The sequence below is a fragment of the Pseudomonas sp. Irchel s3b5 genome (genome assembly GCF_900187435.1).
Lineage (GTDB): Bacteria > Pseudomonadota > Gammaproteobacteria > Pseudomonadales > Pseudomonadaceae > Aquipseudomonas.
The window spans coordinates 58,576-79,918 of the sequence record NZ_FYDY01000010.1; the positions used below are offsets into that span (position 1 = coordinate 58,576).

Sequence of the window (21,343 nt, forward strand, 5' to 3'; positions counted from 1 at the left end):
TGAGTTGGGCTTTTATTTATTCAGCACTCGACGGCCTTTCCCAAAGATTGATCCCGCCCTCTCGGGCAAATCGGTCAATCTCTGCCAGTTCTTCCGTACTAAAGCGCAGATTCTTCAACGCTCCTACGTTCTCTATGATCTGCTCCGGTCGACTTGCACCGATTAGCGCTGACGTCACCCGTGGATCTCGAAGCGTCCAGGCCAATGCCAGCTGCGCCAGGGTCTGACCGCGACGCTTGGCGATTTCGTTGAGGGCCCGCACCTGGGCAATGTTGGCTTCGGACAAGTGCGACGCCTGCAACGAAGCGCCGCCCGGACGGTTGACCCGCGCATCCGCCGGTACGCCGTTGAGGTACTTGTCGGTCAGCAACCCCTGCGCCAGCGGCGTGAAGGCAATCACCCCGGCGCCAAGTCCGTCGGTGATGTCCAGCAAGTCCTTTTCCACCCAGCGATTGAGCAGGTTGTACGCCGGTTGGTGTATCAGCAATGGGACTTTCCACTCTTTGAGCAACGCCGCGATTTCGCGGGTTTTCACTCCTGAATATGAGGAGATGCCGATGTACAACGCCTTGCCTTGCTGCACCGCCGTGGCCAGGGCGCTGGCGGTTTCTTCCAGCGGGGTGTCCGGGTCGAAACGGTGGGAGTAGAAGATGTCCACATAATCCAGGCCCAGGCGTTGCAGGCTTTGATCGAGGCTGGCCAGCACGTACTTGCGCGAGCCGCCGCCCTGACCGTATGGGCCGGGCCACATGTCCCAACCGGCCTTGCTGGAAATGATCAACTCGTCGCGATACTGCTTGAAGTCTTCACGCAGCAATCGACCGAAATTGATCTCGGCGCTGCCGTACGGCGGGCCGTAGTTGTTGGCCAGGTCAAAGTGGTTGATGCCCAAGTCGAATGCCGTGCGCAACAACGCGCGCTGGGTGTCGATCGGCGTGCTGTCGCCAAAGTTGTGCCACAGGCCCAGGGACAGCGCTGGCAGCACCAGGCCGCTGCGACCCACGCGACGATAAGGGATGGAGTCGTAGCGGTTTTCGGCAGCGATGTAAGTCATTGAGCTATTTCCTGGTTGTCTGGAAATGGGGGGCGAGGCTGGATAAATTTGTTTGAAGGCCTAACCAGCCCCAGGTTCTGGCGCAAAGTACGGCCTTCGTACTCGGTTCTGAAAAGTCCTCGACGTTGCAGCTCCGGCACTACCTCGTTGGCGAAATCTTCCAGACCACCAGGAAGGTGCGGCACCAACACGTTGAATCCATCGGCCGCGCCTTGTTCGAACCATTCCTGCAGTCGGTCGGCGATCTGCACCGGTGTGCCCACCAGACTGTAATGCCCGCGACCACCGGCAATTTTTCTGCCCAGTTCGGCGAGGCTGAGGTTTTCCCGGCCTGCCAACTCTGTCAGCAGTTTCTGCCGGCTCTGCTGGCCGCTTTCTGTGAGCGGCAGGTCCGGGAGCGGCCCGTCCAGTGGATATTTCGACAGGTCGAAGTTGCCCAGCATGCGCCCAAGCAAAGCAACGCCAACTTCAGGCTCGACCAATCGCTGAAATGTTTGAAATTTTTCCTGCGCTTGCTCTTCCGTTGACCCGACCACTACAAAAACGCCGGGCATGATTTTCAGGGAGTCATGGCTGCGGCCGTACTGGCTCAAACGGCCTTTGAGATCGGCGTAAAACGCCTGGGCATTGGCCAACGAAGTTTGTGCCGTGAATACCAGCTCCGCCGTTTGCGCCGCCAGGTCGCGGCCGACCTCAGAGGAGCCGGCCTGCACAATCACCGGTTGTCCTTGCGGGGAGCGCGCAACGTTCAGCGGCCCCTTGACCCGGAAGTGTTCACCCACGTGATCCAGCACATGCAACTTGGCCGGGTCGTAATAGCCGCCGCTCGTCTTGTCGCGGATAAACGCGTCGTCTTCCCAACTGTCCCACAGCCCCGTGACGACCTGACAAAACTCACGGGCGCGGCTGTAGCGATCAGCGTGCCCAATGTGTTCGTACCGGCCGAAATTTTGTGCTTCGGCAGCGTTATCCGAGGTCACCAAATTCCACCCCGCTCGCCCGCCGGACAGGTGATCCAAGGAAGCGAATTTGCGCGCTACGTGGTACGGCTCGTTGTAGCTGGTGGTGGTCGTGGCGATCAGACCGATATTTTCGGTCACCACACTCAAGGCTGAAAGCAACGTCAGCGGCTCAAAGTAAGCCGAGCGTGCCATGCGGCTGGCAATTTCATCCCTCGGCGCGGCGACGCTATCGGCGACGAACAAGGCGTCAAACTTCGCGGCTTCAGCAATCTGCGCCAGGCGTTTGTAATGGGTGAAATCCAGCCCGGCGTCGGCCGGCACTTCGGGGTGTCGCCATGCGGCGATGTGATGCCCGCCGGCCATGAGAAAGGCCCCCAGTTTCAGCTGTCGAGTCATGTTCAGAAGTCCTTGTGCAGTTGCACACCAAAATAGCGTTCGTCGTCCCGTGGCACGGCGCGGTAGATGTAGTTGCCGCCAGTGGCCAGCATTGGTGAATAGGACTTGTCCGCGAGGTTTTTGCCGAGCAGCGCTACTCGCCAACCGTTGTTGTAGTCAGCCAGAGCGATGCTGGCATTCCAGATCCCGTAGGCGCCCTGTTTGGTGTCGGGATTCTGGCTGATGTCGTACTGCACTTCGCTCTGCCAGCTGAAGTCGGTACCCAGTTCGACATCCAGACCGTTATCCAGCGGGATGCTGTAGTCGGCGCGCACGTAGCTCTTCCAGTCCGGACTGTACGGAAGCGGCTTGCCATTGACGTTGCACGACGCTGCGGCACCCGGTGGGCAGGCAAACTCGTCAATGCGTGCATGGGTGTAAGCCAGCGCGCCGGAAAACTTCAATTGCTGGGTGGCCTGCAAGGCGTAGTCGAGTTCGACGCCTTCGGTGCTGACACTGCCGGCGTTGACCAGACGGGTCACCACTTGCCCTGCCACGGTGTCGAAGAAGTTCGCCTGGTAGTTGTCGTACTCGCTGTGGAATACCGCGACGTTCGTGATCAGGCGATTGTTCCAGGACGTGGCCTTGATCCCCAGCTCCCAGTTGTTGGACGTTTCCGGCTTCAGTGCGTCGGTATCACGCGGCTGCATGTTGAAGAACACGTTGTAGGCCGGGCCTTTGTAGCCCCGCGAATAGGTCAGATAAGTGGTTACTGTATCGGTCAGGTCGTATTGCAGGCCAAGCCGACCTGACCAGCCGTCTTCGTCCACTGACCCGGAACTGCTGGTGCCCGGTTGGATGCCGGTGACGGCGGTCGCCGAAGTGGAAACCTGGCGGTGATCGTATTCCAGATCGTCATGCGTCCAGCGCAGACCGGCGATGCCACGAACGGCCGATGTGAAGTTCAGCGTGCTTTCGCCGAAGACCGCGTAGCTATCGTTGCTGGTGCTGTAATCGGCGATACCACGGTTGACGCTTGTGGGAGTGGTCAACGTGCGCTGATAGGTTTCATCGTCCTTGCCGTGCATGTAGAACAGGCCACCAACGTACTCCAGGAACTCGCCCTTCGGTGACGCCAGGCGCAGCTCTTGCGAATACTGATCGAACGCCAGATCGCCTATGTCGGCTGAGCCTGGAAAAGCGGCGGTGATGGTGCTTAGACGATCACCATCCTGATATTGGGTGTTATCCCAGCCACGCCACGCGGTGATCGAGGTCAGTGTGTAATCGCCAAGACTCCAGTCGAGTTGGCCAGAGAGGCCCTTGTTGATGTCATCGACGTGGCTGCGCGTGTCAGTATTGATCTTGCGGTTGTCGCTGGACGCCCGCACCGGGCTCAACGCATTTGCAAAGGCCGGCGTCAGTGACTCGCTGACCACACCATTCGGTGCATCGTCATGGGACTGCATGTAGTCCGCGATAAAGGTGAACTTGAGGTCATCGTTAGGCGTGAACTCAAGTTTGCCGCGTGCGCCTTTGTGGTTGTAGCCATTGACCTCCTGACCGTTGTGCTCGTTATCGACGTTGCCGTCATAGCTGCCGAACAAGGTGGTGATCGAGCCCTTCAAAGTGTCAGGAATCAGACTGCCACCGAGACCGAAACGGGTACGGCTTTCGTTGCCACTGTAGTTCGATTGGTCGATGTAACCTTGGGTTTCGGCGGTCGGTGCCCGGCTGATGATATTGAGTACGCCGGCCGAAGCGTTCTTGCCGAACAGCGTGCCTTGCGGGCCACGCAGGACTTCGATCCGTTCCAGATCCAGCAGGTCAAGGGTCGTTTGACCTGGGCGAGCGTAGACCACGCCATCGATCACCGTAGCCACGGTCGGTTCAACGCCAGGGGAAGTGGATATCGTCCCCACGCCACGCACAAACAACGAGGTGTCCTTGTTCGAGGCACCGGTACGAAAATTCAGCGACGGTACTTGCTGGACGATGCTCGATACGCTGTTACGGTTGTCTCGCTCCAGCTGTTCGCCATCGACGACTGACACCGCCACCGGGATTTTTTGCAGCGATTCTTCGCGACGAGTCGCGGTGACAGTGACGGATGTAAGCGTCGGCTCACTGTTGTCGGCGGCGAACGCATTACCAGACGGCAACACGGCTAAGCCGGTAAATAACCACCCCGCAGCGCGAATCGAATGCGCCAATGTGTTTCTTGCCCCAGGAAAATTGCCCATGGTCTACCCGCTCGAAAGTGTGCCCTGAACCGCTGCCGTTCTGCGACGACAGCGTCTGAAATATGTCTTGGGCATTCGCTCGAGCGAGTAGCAGACAAAACGCTTTGGTAGCGCTAACATCGACAGTATCAACAACCGCTACATAGATCGTCAAATACTAATAATTTAGTTTTATATATCTTTTGGTTTTTAAAAGGATTGCGAGTTGAGCGAAAATTTACCTCGTAAACGCCGAGGCGCCGGCCGCGTTACCCTCAACACCGTGGCGCGACAGGCCGGTGTCTCGGCCATCACCGTTTCGCGCTTCTTCAACCAGCCGGAGCAGGTATCGCCTGAGCGACGCGAGCGCATCGCTGCCGTGGTTGCGCAATTGGGCTACGTGCCAAACCTGGTCGCCGGAGGGTTGGCCTCGGCGCGCGGCAAAATCGTCGGCATGGTGATCCCGAACATTTCCGGGCCGATCTTCGCCAACACTATTCAGGGTTTCAGCGACACGCTCAGTCGCAACGGTTATCAGCTGCTTTTGGCGTCGAGTTATTTCAGTGTCGAACAGGAAGAAAGTGCGGTGCGGGCGTTCCTTGGCTGGTCGCCGGCGGCGTTGGTATTGACCAGTCACTTCCACAGCGTTGGCACCGAAAAAATGATCGCTGAAGCGGACATCCCGGTGATTGAAACCTGGGACTACCAACCGGAGCGCGGGCCAATGCAGATCGGCTTTTCGCACTTTGACGTGGGCGTGACAGCCGCGCGCTACCTGCATGACAAGGGTTATCGGCGAATGGCCTTTGTGCAGAACAGTGCCGCCGGTGATTTCAGTGCGCTGGAGCGCCGCGATGGCTACATCACCTGTGTTCGTGAACTGGGACTGGAACCGTGGGTATTTGCGCCGGAGGTGGGTCTGGCGCCGTTTGAAGCCGGAAAACAGGCGATGGAAGCACTCATGCAGGCCTCTGCCCCTCCCGATGCAATCATCTTCGCCAACGACAACCTCGCAGCCGGCGGGTTGCTGGCCGGGCAACGCACGGGGCTGAATATTCCCGGAGATTGCGCGGTGCTTGGGTTTGGCGATTACCCGTTTGCCGAAATGCTGCTCCCGAGTTTAAGCACTATCAAACCACCGGCCTTGGAAATCGGTGTAATGGCGGCGACGCGAGTGCTGGAAAGCCTGGGAGTGCTGCCGGTGGAGGGCGAGGTGCAGCGGATAAATCTGCTGGATTGCCTGGTGATCGAGCGTGAAAGTACTTGAAAGCTGAATTGCAAACACGACCTGAGGACTCTGAATTATCTACCGCCGCGAGATACTCTCTGTCGCACCATCGTGCCTCTTCGACTCCGGCGGAGTCGACGCAAGAGTTCAACACGGCCTACGTGTTCATCTCGCACAACCTAGCGGTGGTGCGTCACGTCGCCGATCACGTGATGGTGATGTACCTCGGTCGCCCGGTGGAAATGGGCCCGAAAGAGGACATCTACACCCGTCCTCTGCACCCGTACACCCAGGCCCTGTTGTCGGCCACGCCGACCATTCACCCAGACCCGAACAAACCGAAAATCAAGATCGTCGGCGAGTTGCCCAACCCGCTGAACCCACCGTCCGGCTGCGCCTTCCACAAGCGCTGCCCGTACGCCACCGAGCGTTGCAGCACCGAAGAGCCAGCCCTGCGCCTGCTCGACAGCCGGCAGGTGGCTTGCCACTACGCGGCAGACATCAACAACTGAGGCACAGGGGTTGACGGGCCGCGTCCTTGTCAACCCACACGCCCGCCACCGGACGATCAGGCCTTTACTCGTGGGTTGAGACAATGCACTTACCCTTGGTCGCTTTAATCTCCGCGAATGTAGTGCTCCAGCTGCCGGATCAGATTGGCTTGCTCGACGATGGCTTCTTTCACCAGATCACCAATCGATAAAAGGCCAATCAGTTGATCACCCTCCAGCACCGGTAAATGACGTAGGTGACTGTCGGTCATGACCACCATGCAGCGCTCTATGCTCTGCCGACTGTCTGCCGTCACGACGGGCGCGCTCATGATGGCCCTGACCGGCGTACCCACCGAAGATCGGCCCTGTAGAACGACTTTGCGCGCATAGTCGCGTTCGCTGATAACACCGATAACCAAACCCTTCTCGATGACAGGTAGAGCACCCACGTTCTTCTCAGCCATCATCTTCAGTGCGTCGAGCACCGTCTGATCCGGCGCGATGCTATGCACCTGCTGGTTTTGCAAGACCTTCAGTTTCAGCAACTGTGCGACTGTTTTCATAAGTGCCTACCCTGCGAATCACGGTTAAAAAATCAAAAAAAAACGCCTGAAACCTTTTGGTTTCAGGCGCCTTTGCCTGTTCTTTTGTGGTGTTGAAGCCTGCCTTACATACCCGATATCACTCCGGACATGTCAGCCCATTCGATCGTCATTGACCGGGCTGCCCAGGAAAATATGTACAGATAAATCCGATGCGGGTCTTGCAGCCTTTGTGCCAGTCGGCGGCCGCGGTCCAGGCAAACGTCAGTTGAAGGTAACCAGACGTCCAGGAAAGCGAACTGGCATGGAAAACACATCGAGACGACTGAGGTAGTGGACGCAAAGCCCGTTGCGTCGCCTTCGATTGGTGCACGGCCTCATGCATGGCGCGTTACAAAAGCGCATGTTTCGGTCCGTTACGCAGCACAGCCGGCAAGCAGTCCATCATCTCTGCGTCAGATCAGGCCTCTAGCGTTTCAGTCATTGCGATGCCTTTGCGACCTAATTGTTTGACGCCATACATGGACTGATCCGCCGTTTTAAGCAGCGTGTCGAGACTCTGGCCGTGAACAGGAAACAGCGAAACCCCGATGCTGCACGAGAGCGCTCGCTCGCCAGCGGTTGTCATGACCGGCTGAGCGATGGCTCCAAACAACCTCTCCGCCTTTTTTTCCGCACTCTCGGCGCTGGTAATGTCCGTGAGCAGAATGACGAATTCATCCCCTCCATAACGTGCGACGGTGTCACGCGAGCGGGTCGCCTGAAGCATGCGACTTGCGACTGTTCGAAGCACTTGATCGCCGACTTCATGGCCGCATTCGTCGTTGATTTCCTTGAAGTGATCCAGGTCGATCAACAACACGGCAAACTGCGTCCCATCCTTTTTCCAGTTGGCGATGGCCTGCTCAAAACGATCGGCAAAGAGGTAGCGGTTGGGCAGTTCTGTGAGTACGTCATGGGTTGCCAGATACGTTGCTCGTTCGTGCTCGACTTCAGCCCGTTCTATCGCCTTGAAATGCCGGATCAACACAAGTGGCATGAGGACAAGTGCCCCGGCCAGAACGGCAAGAATCACCCATGTTTCGGCGGTCAGAACATCCCCAAAACGCAGTTGACGCTCAAATAGCAACGTCATGGGTTGTGATGCGTTTCTGATGTCGACCCGATCAGACAGGCACGGCAAGAAAAACTGATCCAGGACGCCAGCCTGCTCTGTGTCTGTAGAAAATACGTTGTTTTCTGTACCCGCCCCGGTTTTCAGAACAGCGCTGATTTGGACGAAAGGATCGACGTTCGCATCGTTGACGGCCTGCAATAGCGAGTCCGTTTTGATCAAAAGCAACGACAACATCGTGCTGCCGAAAAAGTTGGGGCGCGTGCTCTCTCGTGCATCCTCGGTGCGACTGACGGACTGCATCAGAATGTAGGCATTACCCCCTTCGTACATCGAGAAAACGGGTGATACGACGGGTTTCTGATTGCTGCGGGTTCGCGCCAGTGCATATGAAAGATGCCCAACGGTTTCCAGCCGAACGCCATAGATCGAACTGGACTCCGGGGCTGGCGGGTACATGAACAACACGGGCCAGGTCTCATTGAGATTGACCTGATGCTGGGCAGGTTGCTGAGCCAGGCTCGGGAAATCCTTGAGTGCAAAATCCGGACGCCAGGTGCGTCTCAACAGTTTTTCAAAGGCTGCCTGCTCGGCGACGGGTACCGCCCTCGCCGCCTCGAGCATGTAAATATGAGGGTACGCGGATAAAACCGCTGCCGCATAGCGAGCGGCTGCTTCCGTATCGCTCTGGTCGACGGCCTGAAGAAATGCAGAAAAACCCGACAATACCGCTTCATTGGTATCGAGCTGGTTGCGCACGATGCCGGAAATGTTCTGTACGTATTCTGAAAAACGCGTTTTCCGGCGTTCAGTCTCGGACGTCAGCAGTAGCAACGTCGAAAACCCCACCAAACCGACCGCCAAAAGCATGAACCCCACCAAAGAGCTGCGCCGTTTGGTAAGCATCATTCGGGCTTCTCAACTTGCAGAGCGTACGGGGTGCCGAGGGGCATAACTAGAGCAAAGGCAAGCGCTATGGTTTTCAAACGAGGTGCAATCCATGCAGTAAAAAGGGAAGTCCAAAGTGTCACAGTGCCAGTATCTCACTAAACCGCACGGTAGACGTAGAGCCGATTCAGCGTACTGATCCCCGTCTTGCTGCCGTTGTTCTTGAAGTTCTCTGCGACTCCAGACAATTTTCCGCCAACTCTTTGGCTGGTTCACTGCGACTTCGCTCCCCGAGCGGTCGTCAACAAAACGTTATTTTTCCGAAATGTTTTATAACCGTTAATCAGTAAAATCTGTTTTTTGACGCCTGACCGATGTGCGGTCACAACTTTTGAGCTCCTCCGGGTCATAAAACGGTAACTGCAGATGGAATATTGGCATTTACCGAGGTTTTCGCCTGATACGGAGATAAACTCATGATTTTCAATGTACGAGATTTTGGCGCCAAGGGAGATGGCATCACTGACGACACGGCGGCGATACAACGCGCAATTGATGCGGCGGCCGCTGCAGGCGGGGGGCAAGTGTATGCGCCGACCGGAACTTATATCGTTTCGGGGGGTGAGGAACCTTCCGACGGCTGCCTGATGCTCAAGAGCAACGTCTACCTGTACGGCGATGGCATGGGCGCAACCACCGTCAAGGTGGCTGACGGTTCCGACACGAAAATCACCGGCGTCATCCGCTCCGCCTATGGCGAGCAAACCCACGACTTCGGCGTCAGCAATCTCACCATCGACGGCAACCGTGACAACACCACGGGCAAGATCGACGGTTGGTTCAACGGCTACATTCCCGGCGAAGCGGGCTACGACTCCAACGTCACCCTCGACAGCGTCGAGATCAAGGATTGCTCCGGGTACGGTTTTGACCCCCACGAGCAAACCGTCAACATGGTCATCAAGAACAGCGTCTCCCACGGCAACGGCCTGGACGGATTCGTTGCCGACTTCCTCAGCGACAGCACCTTCGAAAACAATGTTGCCTACGACAACGACCGGCACGGTTTCAACATCGTTACCAGCACCCACGACTTCACGCTCACCAATAACGTTGCCTACAGCAACGGCGGTAATGGCATCGTGGTGCAGCGCGGCAGCGAGGACATCCCCTCCCCCAGCAACATCACCATCACCGGCGGCGAGGTGTACGGCAACGGCGCCGAAGGGGTGTTGATCAAACTGTCCAGCGAGGTGACCGTCAGCGGCGTCGACATTCACGACAACGCCAGCGCCGGGATTCGCATCTACGGCAGCAACCACGTCGAGATCATCGACAACACGCTCAACAACAATTCCCTGGGCAGCCCCGTCCCGGAGATCATTATTCAGTCGTACAACGACACCCTGGGCGTGTCCGGCAAGTACTTCAACGGCAGCGATAACACCCTCCAGGGCAACGTCATCATCGGCAGCAACCTGTCGACCTACGGCATTGCAGAGCGCAATGAAGACGGCACTGATCGCAACGCCATTATTGGCAACACCATCAGCCACACCAGCAACGGCGCCACGCTGATCTATGGCGACGGCAGCTACGTCAGTGCCACGGTGCCGATGACCATCGTGCAAGGTACGGCTGGCAACGACACCCTGCTGGGCAGTTCCGCGACCGAGATCTTCTACGGCGGGGCCGGCAACGACACGATCAACGGCGGTGCCGGTGGCGACATTCTGGTGGGTGGTGCGGGCCTCGACAAACTCACCGGCGGTACCGGCGCCGACACGTTCCGTTTTGTCACTCAGTCCGACAGTTACCGCAACGCAACCACAAGCTTCGATGACACCCTCACCGACTTCGATGTCACCCAGGACAAGATCGACCTCGCCGGCCTCGGCTTCACCGGCCTGGGCAATGGTCGTGGCGGCACTCTGCAAGTCAGCTACAGTGCCAGCAGCAATCGCACTTACATCAAGGACTACGATGCCGACGCCAGCGGTAACCGCTTCGAGCTGATTCTCTCGGGCAACTTCGCCAGCACCCTGACCGCCAGCAACTTCATCTTCAATAGCGTGATCACCGGCACCAGCGCCAGCGACTCGCTGCTGGGTAGCGATTCGGCTGATACCCTGCTCGGCCTTGCGGGTAACGACAGCCTCAGTGGCGGCGCGGGCGACGACATGCTCGACGGCGGCGCCGGGCGCGATTCGCTGTACGGCGGCGCGGGTGCCGACACCTTCCGCTACAGCAACGTGCTCGACAGCTACCGCGACTACGACACCGGTGGTATCACGGCCAGCGACACGATTTATGACTTCACCGTGGGTGTCGACAAGATCGATGTTTCGGGCCTGGGCTTTTTCGGCCTCGGCGATGGTCACAATGGCACGTTGTACATCACCCTCAACGCGGCTGGCGACAAGACCTACATCAAGTCCGCCGAAGCGGATGCCGATGGCAATCGTTTTGAAATCGCCCTCAGCGGCAACTACCTCAACACCCTGACCGCCAGCGACTTCGTGTTCGGCGAGCGCGCCCAGCAGGACATCCTCTACCTGCCCACCCTCGGCCAATCCAATGCGCGCCTACTGCGCATGACGGAGGACGACAATCAGTCCGGCACCTCGATGCTGGTCAACGACCTGGACCGCTACACCCCCTACGACGTTCGCAGCCAGTTCACCGATGGCAATGGCAACGGCATCGACATTGCGGTGGGCGGCAGCACAGTCACCGGCCTGTCGACGCTCAGCGCCGAGGAACTCAAGTTGTGCTGGTGGCTGACCGACACCAATCAACCCGGGGCTGCGCTGTTGCGCGCCGTGACGCTACTGCGGGACCAGCTCACCGAACTTCAATCGATCAGTAACGTCACCATGGGCATCATTTGGGGCCAGGGCGAGGAAGCGGCCCAGGAGATCGGCCGCGCCACGGACAAAGCAGCGGCCGCCGCGGCCTACAAGGCCGCGACCCTCAAGGTGTTTGATTACCTGCATGCCCAACTCGGCAACTTCAACGTGTACTTGATGGAAACCGGTCACTACGAGCAGGACGCGGCGCGTGCCCGTGGTTATTCGGAGGAGAAGATTGCCTCCATCGTCGAGGGCGTTGGCTATGTCCGGGCCGCCCAGGAAGCCATCGCCGCCGAGCGTGCAGACGTCAAGCTGGCGGCGGACTACACCGACCTCCCCTTGCGCTACGAAGTCGAGCCGCTGGCGTATCCCGACGACGTCTGGCACCTGCACGAAGAGTCGGCAGAGATCGTTGGCCAGCGGCTGGCCGACTACATCGCCAATGACCTTGGCTTCCAGGGCAACCCCAACGACAACAACAGCGTGCAGGAGATTTTCGACAACGCCCGGAACATGATTTCCGGTACCGTTCAGGCGGATACCCTGGTGGGCAGTTCGGGAAATGACACGCTGGATGGAAACCTGGGCGCCGACACCATGACCGGTGGCGATGGCAACGACATTTATGTGGTCGATAACGCATCAGACCGCGAGGTGGAAACCAACACCTCGACCTCACAGATCGATGCGGTGCAGGCCTCGGTCAGTTGGACCCTGGGCGCCAATCTCGAGAACCTGGTGCTGACCGGCGTGTCGGCCATCAACGGCACCGGCAATGAGCGGCACAACTTCATCACCGGCAATACCGCAAACAACGTGCTTGATGGTGCAGCAGGAGCCGACAGCCTGAGCGGCGGCGATGGCAACGACACCTATTACGTCGACAACGCCGATGACGCCGTGATCGAGACCAACAGCAATGCAACGCCTGGTGGGATCGACAGCGTGCACAGCAGCCTGGCGGCCTTTACCCTCAGCAATAACGTCGAACATCTGTATGTCGATAGCACTGGCGCCGCCAATGGTACGGGCAATGCGCTGGACAACACGCTGTTCGCCGGAGCTGGCAACAATGTACTGGACGGGCGCGATGGCATTGACACGGTGTCCTATGACCGCGCCTTGTCCGGCGTGACCGTAAACCTCTCGACATCTGCGCAACAAAACACCGTGGGTTCCGGGCTCGACACCGTGAAATCCTGCGAAAACCTGACGGGAAGCGCCTACGCCGACAGCCTGTCGGGCAACAGCGCCGCGAACGTTCTGAACGGTGGCGCGGGCAACGATGCGCTGGTGGGTGGTTCGGGCGATGACCGGTTGATCGGTGGTGCAGGCACCGACAACCTCACTGGTGGCACTGGCGCGGATACCTTCGCGTTCAGTGCGCTGTCGGACATGGGCGTCGGGGCTTTGCTCGATGTGATCAACGGGTTCAAGAGCACCGAGGGCGATCACCTGGATTTCACCGGCCTGGACGCCAACCCGCAGACCGTCGCTGTCGACGCCTTCACCTTCATCGGCAGCAACGCCTTCGACCCTGCCAACGCCACCGGTCAACTGCGCTTTGCCGATGGCATTCTCCAGGGCAGCGTGAATGCGGGGGCCACACCCGAGATCGAAATTCAACTGGTGGGCGTTCAGGACCTGCACGCCAGCGATTTCATAACTTTGGGTTAAACCCCGGATCCAAGCAAAGTCGCGGCCACCTGAAGATCGAAGGCGAACGCCGGAGTTTGCTGGGGGATGGTGCGACCCATTTGATGGCGGTGTTTATGCGGGAGCGCGGGTTTTGAGAGCGACAGACTTCAAATCGCTATCGATTCTCACGTGTGTGCCACAAGCGAAGCAGATAGAGGGTTGTACCCTGGATTTCGTAACGTAGTTCGTAGTGACCAACCAGGATTCGACGCACATCACGCGGGTCAAACTCCTCGATGCGCTCACCAATGCGAGGATTGGCGAGCAAAATACCTGCTGTCGAAGTAAGTTGCCGGACCGTATGAATGGCGGCGTTTTTGTTTACTGTTGCCAAAAACTCGTAAAGACGGGAGATATCGGAAAGTGCCTTGCCAGTCCACTTCACCGCCATCAGTGTGGCACCGGTAACGGCGTGTCTGTTCCCAAACTGTCAGCCCAGGCCTGGACAGCCTGATGGTCAATCACGCGATCTGCGTCTACATCAGCAAGGGCTTCACGGGTTAGACGACTGCGCTCCTCTTCCAGGTCAATCCAGGCGCATAGAGCTTGCTTGACGATCCAGTTTTTGGATCGTTCCAGACGCTCGGCCATTTCATCGACCTTCTCGGCTAGATCTACAGGTACGTGAGCCGTTACAGATCGGGTTTTGACGGATGTAGCCATAATCATTACTCCTTTGCCAACCAATGCAGTCAGCTCAAGCATGCGCAACCTTGATTCAAAGCGAATCTCTTTGAATCGAATTAAATCATAATTAGTAAGCCAGGAAGGTCGCGCGCGACACGTGGTCAGAAAAAGCCATGACTACCCCGCCATCAACGCCGCTTCGGTTTGTGCCCCGGCCAGGAACACCGCGATTTCCGGGTCGGTCCGCAAGGCGTGGAGCAGAAACTCAAGCATGGTGCGAACTCCCTTCCAGTGGCGGTCAAAGATCCTTGGGTTCTTGCGCCGGAGCCGTAAACCACTTGTCCTTGGGCACCCACTTTTCTTGTTGCGGATCGCCCAGATAGTGCGGCGACATGATCTGCACGCCGTACTCGTTGAACACATCCTGAATGTTGGCGTGCAACAGGCTGAGCAACACCGCGCGCGGCCGAGGCTGGCTTGGAATGGCCTGGGCCACCAGACGGTATTCCGGGTAGAAATCGGACAATGCCGTTTGAAACACTTGCGCGGGTGGGTTTTCGAGAATCCCGGGCGTGCGCCTTGCAGCTTCCAGCAACATCCCTTCGACCTGTCGCCACGGAGTGTCGTAGCCGATGGTCACCACGGTATCGACCACGTAACCGGGGCCTTGTACGACCCGTGAGTAGTTCTTGGTGACCGTGCCGGTGATCATCGAGTTGGGCAAGGTCAACACCTCGCCCAGACCGGTGCGAATACTGGTGGTGAACATACCCAGTTCGGTGACTGTCCCTTCGTGATCGCCAATGCGCACGAACTCACCGGGGCGCAAGGTTCGGGTGTACGTCAGGATCAACCCGGCCGCAGCCTGCCCGACCACGCTGGAAGCACCCAGTGAAATCATCAGACCGACCAGTACCGACAAGCCTTTGAACGCATCGGTACCCGCTCCCGGCAGGTACGGATACGCCATGGCCAACGCAAACAGCCAGATGGCCAGGGACGTCAGGCGTTGGGTCGGTTGCAGGGTTTCATGGTTCAGCCAGCTGAAGGTGCCGGGCATGGCCATGCGGCGCAGAATCCGGCGCATGAACGCCGTGGCGCCGCGAGCGATGAAAAAGATCGCCAACGCCACGCCCAGGCCGGGGATCGCGCCGAGAATGCCTTGCAATAAATAATCGCCGACTTCCAACAGATAGTTGTTGAGGCTTTCACCCCATGGCCGGGTATAGGGAAAACGCGACAGGACAAACCCCAGCCACTCATACGTCAGCAACAACACGATGACCCAACGCAGAAACTCGAGCAGGCGGCTGACCAGCGGATAGAGAAACTTGGCGTCGAACAACGGCACCCGTCCGACCTTGATCGCCTGAGTGTGCTTGTGCATCAGTTCGGGCAGTCGCTTGAGCACCCGGCGACGCAGAAACACCATGCACAGCAGTAGTCCGAGGTAGATCCCCGTGGCGAGCAACGCCGCAGCCACCGACCGCAGTATCAACCGCAGGCTGCGGCCTTCCTGGATTTCGGCCACTACCTGTCGCAGTTTTGCAGCCGCCGCTTCGGCTGCCTGTTGCGCCGATTCGTACTCGGTTTCATCGTAATCCTTGGGCGACACGATAAAGGCACGGCGACTGCCCAACAGCACCATGTAGCTTTTCAGCACAGGATCAACGGTGACACTCAGGTCATCCGCTTCATCCAAGGCTTCGCCGATGACCCCTTTCGCCCGTTTGACCCGCGACGCCGGCGCTTCGCCGAGGATCGTCGCTCGAAACACCATGATGCTGCGGTTGGCCACTTTCAGTTCAGCGGGCGCATCGATCACCTTGGGTGTTTCATCAGCCCATGACAACGCTGACCAGAACAGACCGAATACAGTCAACAATACAGCGAGCACCCTGCTCCGCATGGGTCATTTCCTTACTTCACAAAAAATTCAGATAGAGGCTTGTTTCGCAGCGTAGTTCACCGATAAATGGTTGTCAGATTTCGGCAGCCTCCCCTTTGCGAGCCGCTGGGTGATGGTCCCGAGATTCGGGCACTAGCCGAGTTCTGCGACTCGCAATCATGATCCTTGGGGGAAAACAGGAAGGCTTCGGCTTTCCTGCTATGTTCCAATCACCGTTCATTGACGCAGGTCTGAACATTGGACGGCTATATCCTGATAATGCACTTTTCAGATTTCCAGGCGGGCTTTCGATGACCTCCCAGCTTTTTGAAGTTCACGGACTCGTGAGTTTTACCCTTGCGATACTCCTGCTGTTCCTCGGTAAAACCATCGTTCAACACAACACGTTTCTACGCCAATACTGCATTCCCGAATCGGTGGTCGGCGGGTTCGTCTGTGCGGCGGTAACGTCGCTCCTGTACTTCGGCCTCAATATTCAGATCGAATTCGATTTGCAGATCCGCGACACGTTGCTGCTCTACTTCTTTGCCGGTATTGGTTTGCGATCGGACATGCGCCAACTCATCAAAGGCGGACGCCCGCTGCTGATCCTGCTGGTGCTCGCCAGCGTATTCATTGTTTTGCAAAACACGCTGGGCATGGGTGTGGCCGAAGCCTTTGGGTTCGATCCCAAGGCGGGTTTGATGGTGGGCTCGATTTCCCTTACCGGTGGAGTCGGCACCACCCTGGCCTGGGCACCGATCTTCGTCGAAAAACTGGGCATCAGTAACGCCCATGAACTGGGGATTGCCAGCAACACTGTCGGTCTGATCGCCGCTTGCGTGATCGGCGGCCCTATCGCCAATCGTTTGATCAATCGTCATGGCCTGACGCCTTCCCGGGATGCGGAGCTGGAAGTCGGCATTCTCGAGCAACAACCGAGCAAGGCACTGGACTACTACGACGTGCTCTGGGCATGGATGTGGCTCAACCTGACCCTGATGCTCGGCTATGGACTCAACCTGCTGCTGGTCGATGCCGGCATCACCCTGCCCAAGTTCGTCAGCTGCCTGTTCGCGGGCATCGTCATTCACCACATCGTTCTGGCCGTGCTGGGTGATTCGCGATTGAAAACCTGGAGCGGCGCGAGCCTGGGTCTGGCACTGATCTCGGATATCTGCCTGGGCATGTTTTTGACCATGGCCCTGATGGGGCTTCAGTTATGGCAGCTCAGCGGCGCCTTGATGTTCATAATGTGCGCGTTGACCCTGCAAATTCTGTTGACCGTCGTCTACACGTATTTTGTGGTCTTCCGCTTCATGGGGCGCGATTACGAAGCCAGCGTGATCGCTTCCGGGTTCGGCGGCATTACCCTCGGCTCCACGGCAACCGCCATTGTCAACATGACGACCGTGACGCAAAAGTACGGCGCAGCCCACCAGGCCTTCCTGATCGTGCCGTTGGTGTGCGGCTTTTTCATTGACTTGGTCAACGCAGTGATCATCGGCATGTTCAGCGGTATTTAATCCCGGCCAAAAACAAAGAAGCCACTCGATTGAGTGGCTTCTTTTTTGAAGTTTTTTTCGCTCGTCTAGGCCAGTTTGATGGTTCCGCCCTGGATCTCATCCCGCGCCATCCGCAAATCATAGGCGTCCTGATGGAGCTGGTGGATCAGGTTGAGCAACCGTTGGCGCAACACCTCGTCCTTGAGTTGCTCAGCTGCACGCATCACATCGAGCGCCGCTGCCTCATTGTTGGAGGCGACGGAGTCGAGCAGTTTGCGCACGCTTCTTGATGGCCGATTCATCTCTTCCTTGCCCTTTGTTTTCGATGACGCGAATCATAGGGCTTGAATGTTTCGTCCATGTTTCAAATACGGTGAAATCAAAAAGTGCATCATCCATCCAGTTCGACTGCCGTGGAGAGCGCCGGGCGGGATATCGACCCGGCGCAGAGAATTGGCGGAAGGCAGCCGGAGTCGAACCTGCCCGGGAACGGATGCCGTCCCCAACCGGGTTTGAAGCCCGGCCGCGCCACCGGGCGCGATTGCCTTCCTTGAAATCAGGGCTCGGGGTGTTGAGCCAATGCATTGTCCAGACGAATCTGCCGACGATCACCGAAGCGCCGGGTCAAGCCTATGCGGTCGAAGTATTCCAGAATCTGAATGCTGCGCTTGCGCCCCAAACCGACGGCATCGCGAAACGCCGTCACCTGAATCACCGGGTCGACGGCCGCCAGTTGCACAAGCATAGCTGCCAATCGACGGATCATGCTGTCGGTGTAGAACAGGTCACGCACCACTTGATGCAACAGGCCCAGACGCGCCATTTTGCGCAACAGCGCGCGCACGGTCGCTTCGTCATGCCCCAGGTTGCGCACCCACGGCGGGTCGAAACCGGCTTGTTCGAACAGCGGTTGCAAGCGTTGCCACAGCGCTTCGTCTTCTTCACTCAAGCGCACCTGATGGTCGGGCAGATGCAGCCACGGACCGCTGCTGGCGATGTCGCCACTGGCCAATAACTCGTCGAGCAAGCTGATGAAGGTCGGGCGGTCGAGCGCGGTGCCGGTAAAGCGCCGCAAGCGGTCGCGGTCCGGGCCCATCTGGTCGGGTTCCAGTTGATGAAAGCGTGCGAGGTGCGCAAGCAATGGAGCTTTCAGCGCTTCCCAACGGGCGGTGCTATACAGCAACGGGCCTTGCCGGGTGTCGATCATTCGAATGTCGTCGGGCAACGCCCAGGTGTTGCGAGGTCGATTGAACTGACGCTCCACGCGTTGCGGGTCCAGTCCGACATCACTGAAGGACAACAACGCCGGCAGGATCTCTTCCAGTTTCTCGCTGTTGGCCAAAGCGTGTAATTGCGCCAGGCGTTCGGGGCTGCGCCGTTGGCGACTGGGGGCAAACGGGTCGAGCACCCGACCGCCACCGAGCGTTCTCTGAGCGCTTTGGTCGCGCAGGATCAGCCGGTCACCCTTCACGGCGTGCACGGGTGAATTGAGCAAGACTTGCGCAAACATGCGCTCGCCCGGTGGCAGGCTGGCGCCTTCGAGCAAGGCCACTCGCCCGGTCACGTCCTGCGTGCCGAGGTGAACGTGAACCGGTTGGAAGTGCTCGAAAGCGCGAGACTCGCTCGCCAGCAGCTGCAGGTCGATATCCAGGCGCTCGGTGGGTGCGTGAAGCCAGTCGGCAAGCAGCCAGTGACCACGGTGAATCTGCTCCAGCACCAGGCGATCCGCGCTCAGGTTCAGGGCCACGCGTTGACCGGCAAAAGCGCTGTCTGCCGTCTGGTTCTGTGCATGCAACCCGCGAATTCGCACCGGTTTGCCCTGCGGCCCCAGCAACAACGTATCGCCCACCGCCACTTGCCCCGACAACGCCGTGCCGGTGACCACGATGCCCGCACCGGCAATGCTGAATCCCCGATCGATCGCCAGGCGAAAGCCGCCTTCGGTACTGCGTTGCTGCACTTCGCGCTGGGTTTGCAACAGCAGTTGGCGCAAGCTTTCGACGCCTTCGCCGGTGATACTCGACACTGCAATCAGCGGTGCATCGGCATAGGGTCCTGGGGCCAGCAAGGCGCGGATTTGCTGGTGTACGGTTTCGATCCTGGCGCTATCGACCCGGTCACATTTGTTGATCGCAACGATTGCCCGGGGAATGCCCAGCAGTTCGACAATCGCCAGATGTTCGCGGGTCTGCGGCATCACCCCATCATCGGCAGCCACCACCAGCAACACCAGATCAATGCCTTGAGCCCCGGCCAGCATGTTGTGAGTGAAGCGCTCGTGACCGGGCACATCGATGAAACCGGTCAGGCCCGCTCCCGGCTCCAGCGCCGCATAGAGATAACCGAGGTCGATGGTCATGCCGCGTTCGCGTTCTTCCCGGCGTCGGTCACCTGCCTGGCCCGTGAGCGCCTGGAGTAAGGCCGTCTTGCCGTGGTCGATGTGCCCTGCGGTGCCGACGATCACCCTGCCCCGCCCTCCATGTGCAATTGATCGAGCTGCGCCAGCCACGCCGGTTCGTCATCCAGTTGCCGCAAGTCCAGCCACAGGGCGTCATCGTCAATGCGACCGAGCACGGCAATCGGCAAACGTCGAAAGGCTTCCTCCAGATTCAACAAGGCACGCCCACGCAAACGCTTCGACGTGAGCGGCCGCAGACACAATGCGGCGCTGGGCAACCGCGCCACCGGTTGGCTGCCGCTGCCGATCATGCCCAGGGCCGGTAACGCACTGACGGTCCACTCCTCGCCCACTACCGTGGCCAGCGTCGGGCGCAGGCGTTCAGCCTGGGCCAGAATTTCGTTTTGCGGCCGGGTCAGCAGGCGCAGGCTCGGCAACCGCTCAGCCAGACGGTCCGGGTTGCGGTACAGGTTCAACACCGCTTCGAGGGCGGCGAGGGTCAGTTTGTCGACACGCAAGGCGCGCTTGAGCGGGTTCTTCTTGATCTTGGCGATCAGCGCTTTGCTTCCGACAATCAGCCCGGCCTGCGGGCCACCAAGCAGTTTGTCGCCGCTGAACGTGACAATGTCCGCGCCGTCCTGCAGCGCCTGCCGCACCGTCGGTTCGGCGGGCAAGCCCCAACGGGTCAGATCCAGCAAGCTGCCGCTGCCGAGGTCTTCGAGCAACGGCAACCCATGTTGATGGGTCAGTTGCGCCAACTCGGCGGTCGGCACACTCGTGGTGAATCCCTGAATGCTGTAGTTGCTCGCGTGCACGCGCATGATCAAGCCGCTGCGCGGGCTGATGGCCGCTTCATAGTCGCGGGCGTGGGTGCGGTTGGTGGTGCCGACTTCGTGCAGTTTTACCCCGGCACGGGCCATGATGTCGGGGATGCGAAAAGCGCCGCCGATTTCGATCAGCTCGCCCCGGGAAATGATGCCTTCCTTGCGCGCCCCCAGGCTGTTGAGGGTCAGCAGCACAGCGGCAGCATTGTTGTTGACCACGGTCACGGCTTCGGCGCCGGTCAATTCGCGGATCAGGCCCTCGATCAAATCGTCGCGGTCGCCACGCTTGCCGGTTTGCAGGTCAAATTCCAGATTGAGCGGATAGCGAGCGGCCATTTGTACGGCCTCTATCGCTTCTTCGGGCAACAACGCCCGGCCGAGGTTGGTGTGCAGGACGGTGCCGGTGAGGTTGAATACCCGCCGCACATGGCTGCGGTGTTGGCTGGCCAACCGCTCGCCGACTCTACCCGCCAGCACCTCGGGGCTGACCTCAACCGGCGCGAGCAAACGCTGCTGAACATCGTCGCGCAACTCGTCGAGCAATTGACGCAGTGCGGCAAGTAACGCGTCGCGTCCAAAGCGCTCGGCCAACGGCTGGTACGCCGCATGACGCAACAAACTGTCAACGGAAGGCAAACGCAGGTGATGGCTGGCACCGCTGGCGGACATCTG

14 protein-coding genes, 1 tRNA gene and 1 pseudogene are annotated in these 21,343 nt (G+C 58.8%); 4 read left to right on the top strand and 12 right to left on the bottom strand.

From position 1 onward, the window contains the following. Positions 1 to 16 precede the first annotated feature (16 nt). Genes mgrA through CKW15_RS13615 form a run of 3 tightly spaced genes read right to left on the bottom strand, consistent with a single transcriptional unit; the run spans position 17 to position 4,634 of the window. Entirely contained in the window at positions 17 to 1,054 is a 1,038-nt protein-coding gene (mgrA, locus tag CKW15_RS13605) for an L-glyceraldehyde 3-phosphate reductase (protein WP_095152205.1), read from the bottom strand. After that, entirely contained in the window at positions 1,051 to 2,412 is a 1,362-nt protein-coding gene (locus CKW15_RS13610; protein ID WP_095152206.1) for an LLM class flavin-dependent oxidoreductase, read from the bottom strand. Before CKW15_RS13610 ends, mgrA begins: the two co-directional genes overlap by 4 nt. Positions 2,413 to 2,414: 2 nt before the next feature. Continuing rightward, the gene (locus CKW15_RS13615; RefSeq protein WP_095152207.1) at positions 2,415 to 4,634 is read right to left on the bottom strand and encodes a TonB-dependent receptor; all 2,220 of its coding nucleotides are present in this window, start codon (positions 4,632 to 4,634) and stop codon (positions 2,415 to 2,417) included. A gap of 205 nt (positions 4,635 to 4,839) precedes the next feature. On the opposite strand from CKW15_RS13615, the gene CKW15_RS13620 reads away from it, so the two are divergent. Continuing rightward, positions 4,840 to 5,880 (top strand): LacI family DNA-binding transcriptional regulator, encoded by a 1,041-nt coding sequence (locus tag CKW15_RS13620; RefSeq protein WP_095152208.1) that lies wholly within the window; start codon positions 4,840 to 4,842, stop codon positions 5,878 to 5,880. A 101-nt stretch (positions 5,881 to 5,981) separates the two neighbouring features. Beyond that, positions 5,982 to 6,353: pseudogene (locus CKW15_RS13625) on the top strand (oligopeptide/dipeptide ABC transporter ATP-binding protein); the annotation flags it as partial. 104 nt (positions 6,354 to 6,457) lie between these two features. Here the strand turns inward: CKW15_RS13625 and CKW15_RS13630 are convergent. Then, positions 6,458 to 6,898: a CBS domain-containing protein gene (locus CKW15_RS13630; protein WP_095056174.1), complete on the bottom strand. Its 441-nt coding sequence runs from the start codon at positions 6,896 to 6,898 to the stop codon at positions 6,458 to 6,460. A gap of 439 nt (positions 6,899 to 7,337) precedes the next feature. Further along, on the bottom strand, positions 7,338 to 8,897 hold the full coding sequence (locus CKW15_RS13635; RefSeq protein WP_177450578.1) for a GGDEF domain-containing protein: 1,560 nt from the start codon (positions 8,895 to 8,897) through the stop codon (positions 7,338 to 7,340). 458 nt (positions 8,898 to 9,355) lie between these two features. On the opposite strand from CKW15_RS13635, the gene CKW15_RS13640 reads away from it, so the two are divergent. Next, on the top strand, positions 9,356 to 13,408 hold the full coding sequence (locus CKW15_RS13640) for a glycosyl hydrolase family 28-related protein (protein ID WP_095152210.1): 4,053 nt from the start codon (positions 9,356 to 9,358) through the stop codon (positions 13,406 to 13,408). A gap of 136 nt (positions 13,409 to 13,544) precedes the next feature. Here CKW15_RS13640 and CKW15_RS13645 read toward each other — a convergent pair whose 3' ends face one another. The 3 genes from CKW15_RS13645 to CKW15_RS13655 all read right to left on the bottom strand — a co-directional run bounded on the left by CKW15_RS13645 (position 13,545) and on the right by CKW15_RS13655 (position 15,965). Further along, positions 13,545 to 13,820 carry a type II toxin-antitoxin system RelE/ParE family toxin gene (locus CKW15_RS13645; protein WP_095056171.1) on the bottom strand — a complete coding sequence of 92 codons (276 nt, stop codon included), beginning with the start codon at positions 13,818 to 13,820 and terminating at the stop codon, positions 13,545 to 13,547. Further along, positions 13,820 to 14,092, bottom strand: a complete 273-nt coding sequence (locus tag CKW15_RS13650; protein WP_095056248.1) for a CopG family ribbon-helix-helix protein — start codon at positions 14,090 to 14,092, stop codon at positions 13,820 to 13,822. The genes CKW15_RS13645 and CKW15_RS13650 overlap by 1 nt, the downstream gene beginning before the upstream one ends. Positions 14,093 to 14,354: 262 nt before the next feature. Beyond that, a complete protein-coding gene (locus tag CKW15_RS13655) occupies positions 14,355 to 15,965 on the bottom strand; it encodes a mechanosensitive ion channel family protein (RefSeq protein WP_095056170.1) in 1,611 nt (536 codons plus the stop codon). A gap of 290 nt (positions 15,966 to 16,255) precedes the next feature. Here CKW15_RS13655 and gltS point away from each other — a divergent pair, with 290 nt between their 5' ends. Beyond that, positions 16,256 to 17,470, top strand: a complete 1,215-nt coding sequence (gene gltS / locus CKW15_RS13660; RefSeq protein WP_095152211.1) for a sodium/glutamate symporter — start codon at positions 16,256 to 16,258, stop codon at positions 17,468 to 17,470. A 65-nt stretch (positions 17,471 to 17,535) separates the two neighbouring features. On the opposite strand, the gene CKW15_RS13665 is transcribed toward gltS, so the two are convergent. The 4 genes from CKW15_RS13665 to selA form a co-directional block, all read right to left on the bottom strand. Continuing rightward, complete coding sequence (locus CKW15_RS13665; protein ID WP_095056168.1) at positions 17,536 to 17,751, bottom strand: hypothetical protein; 216 nt, start codon at positions 17,749 to 17,751, stop codon at positions 17,536 to 17,538. Between the two features lie 152 nt (positions 17,752 to 17,903). Beyond that, positions 17,904 to 17,999, bottom strand: a tRNA-Sec gene (locus tag CKW15_RS13670). A gap of 6 nt (positions 18,000 to 18,005) precedes the next feature. Next, positions 18,006 to 19,913 (bottom strand): selenocysteine-specific translation elongation factor, encoded by a 1,908-nt coding sequence (selB, locus tag CKW15_RS13675; protein ID WP_095152212.1) that lies wholly within the window; start codon positions 19,911 to 19,913, stop codon positions 18,006 to 18,008. Next, on the bottom strand, positions 19,910 to 21,340 hold the full coding sequence (selA, locus tag CKW15_RS13680; protein ID WP_095152213.1) for an L-seryl-tRNA(Sec) selenium transferase: 1,431 nt from the start codon (positions 21,338 to 21,340) through the stop codon (positions 19,910 to 19,912). Before selA ends, selB begins: the two co-directional genes overlap by 4 nt. Between the last annotated feature and the right edge of the window lie 3 nt (positions 21,341 to 21,343).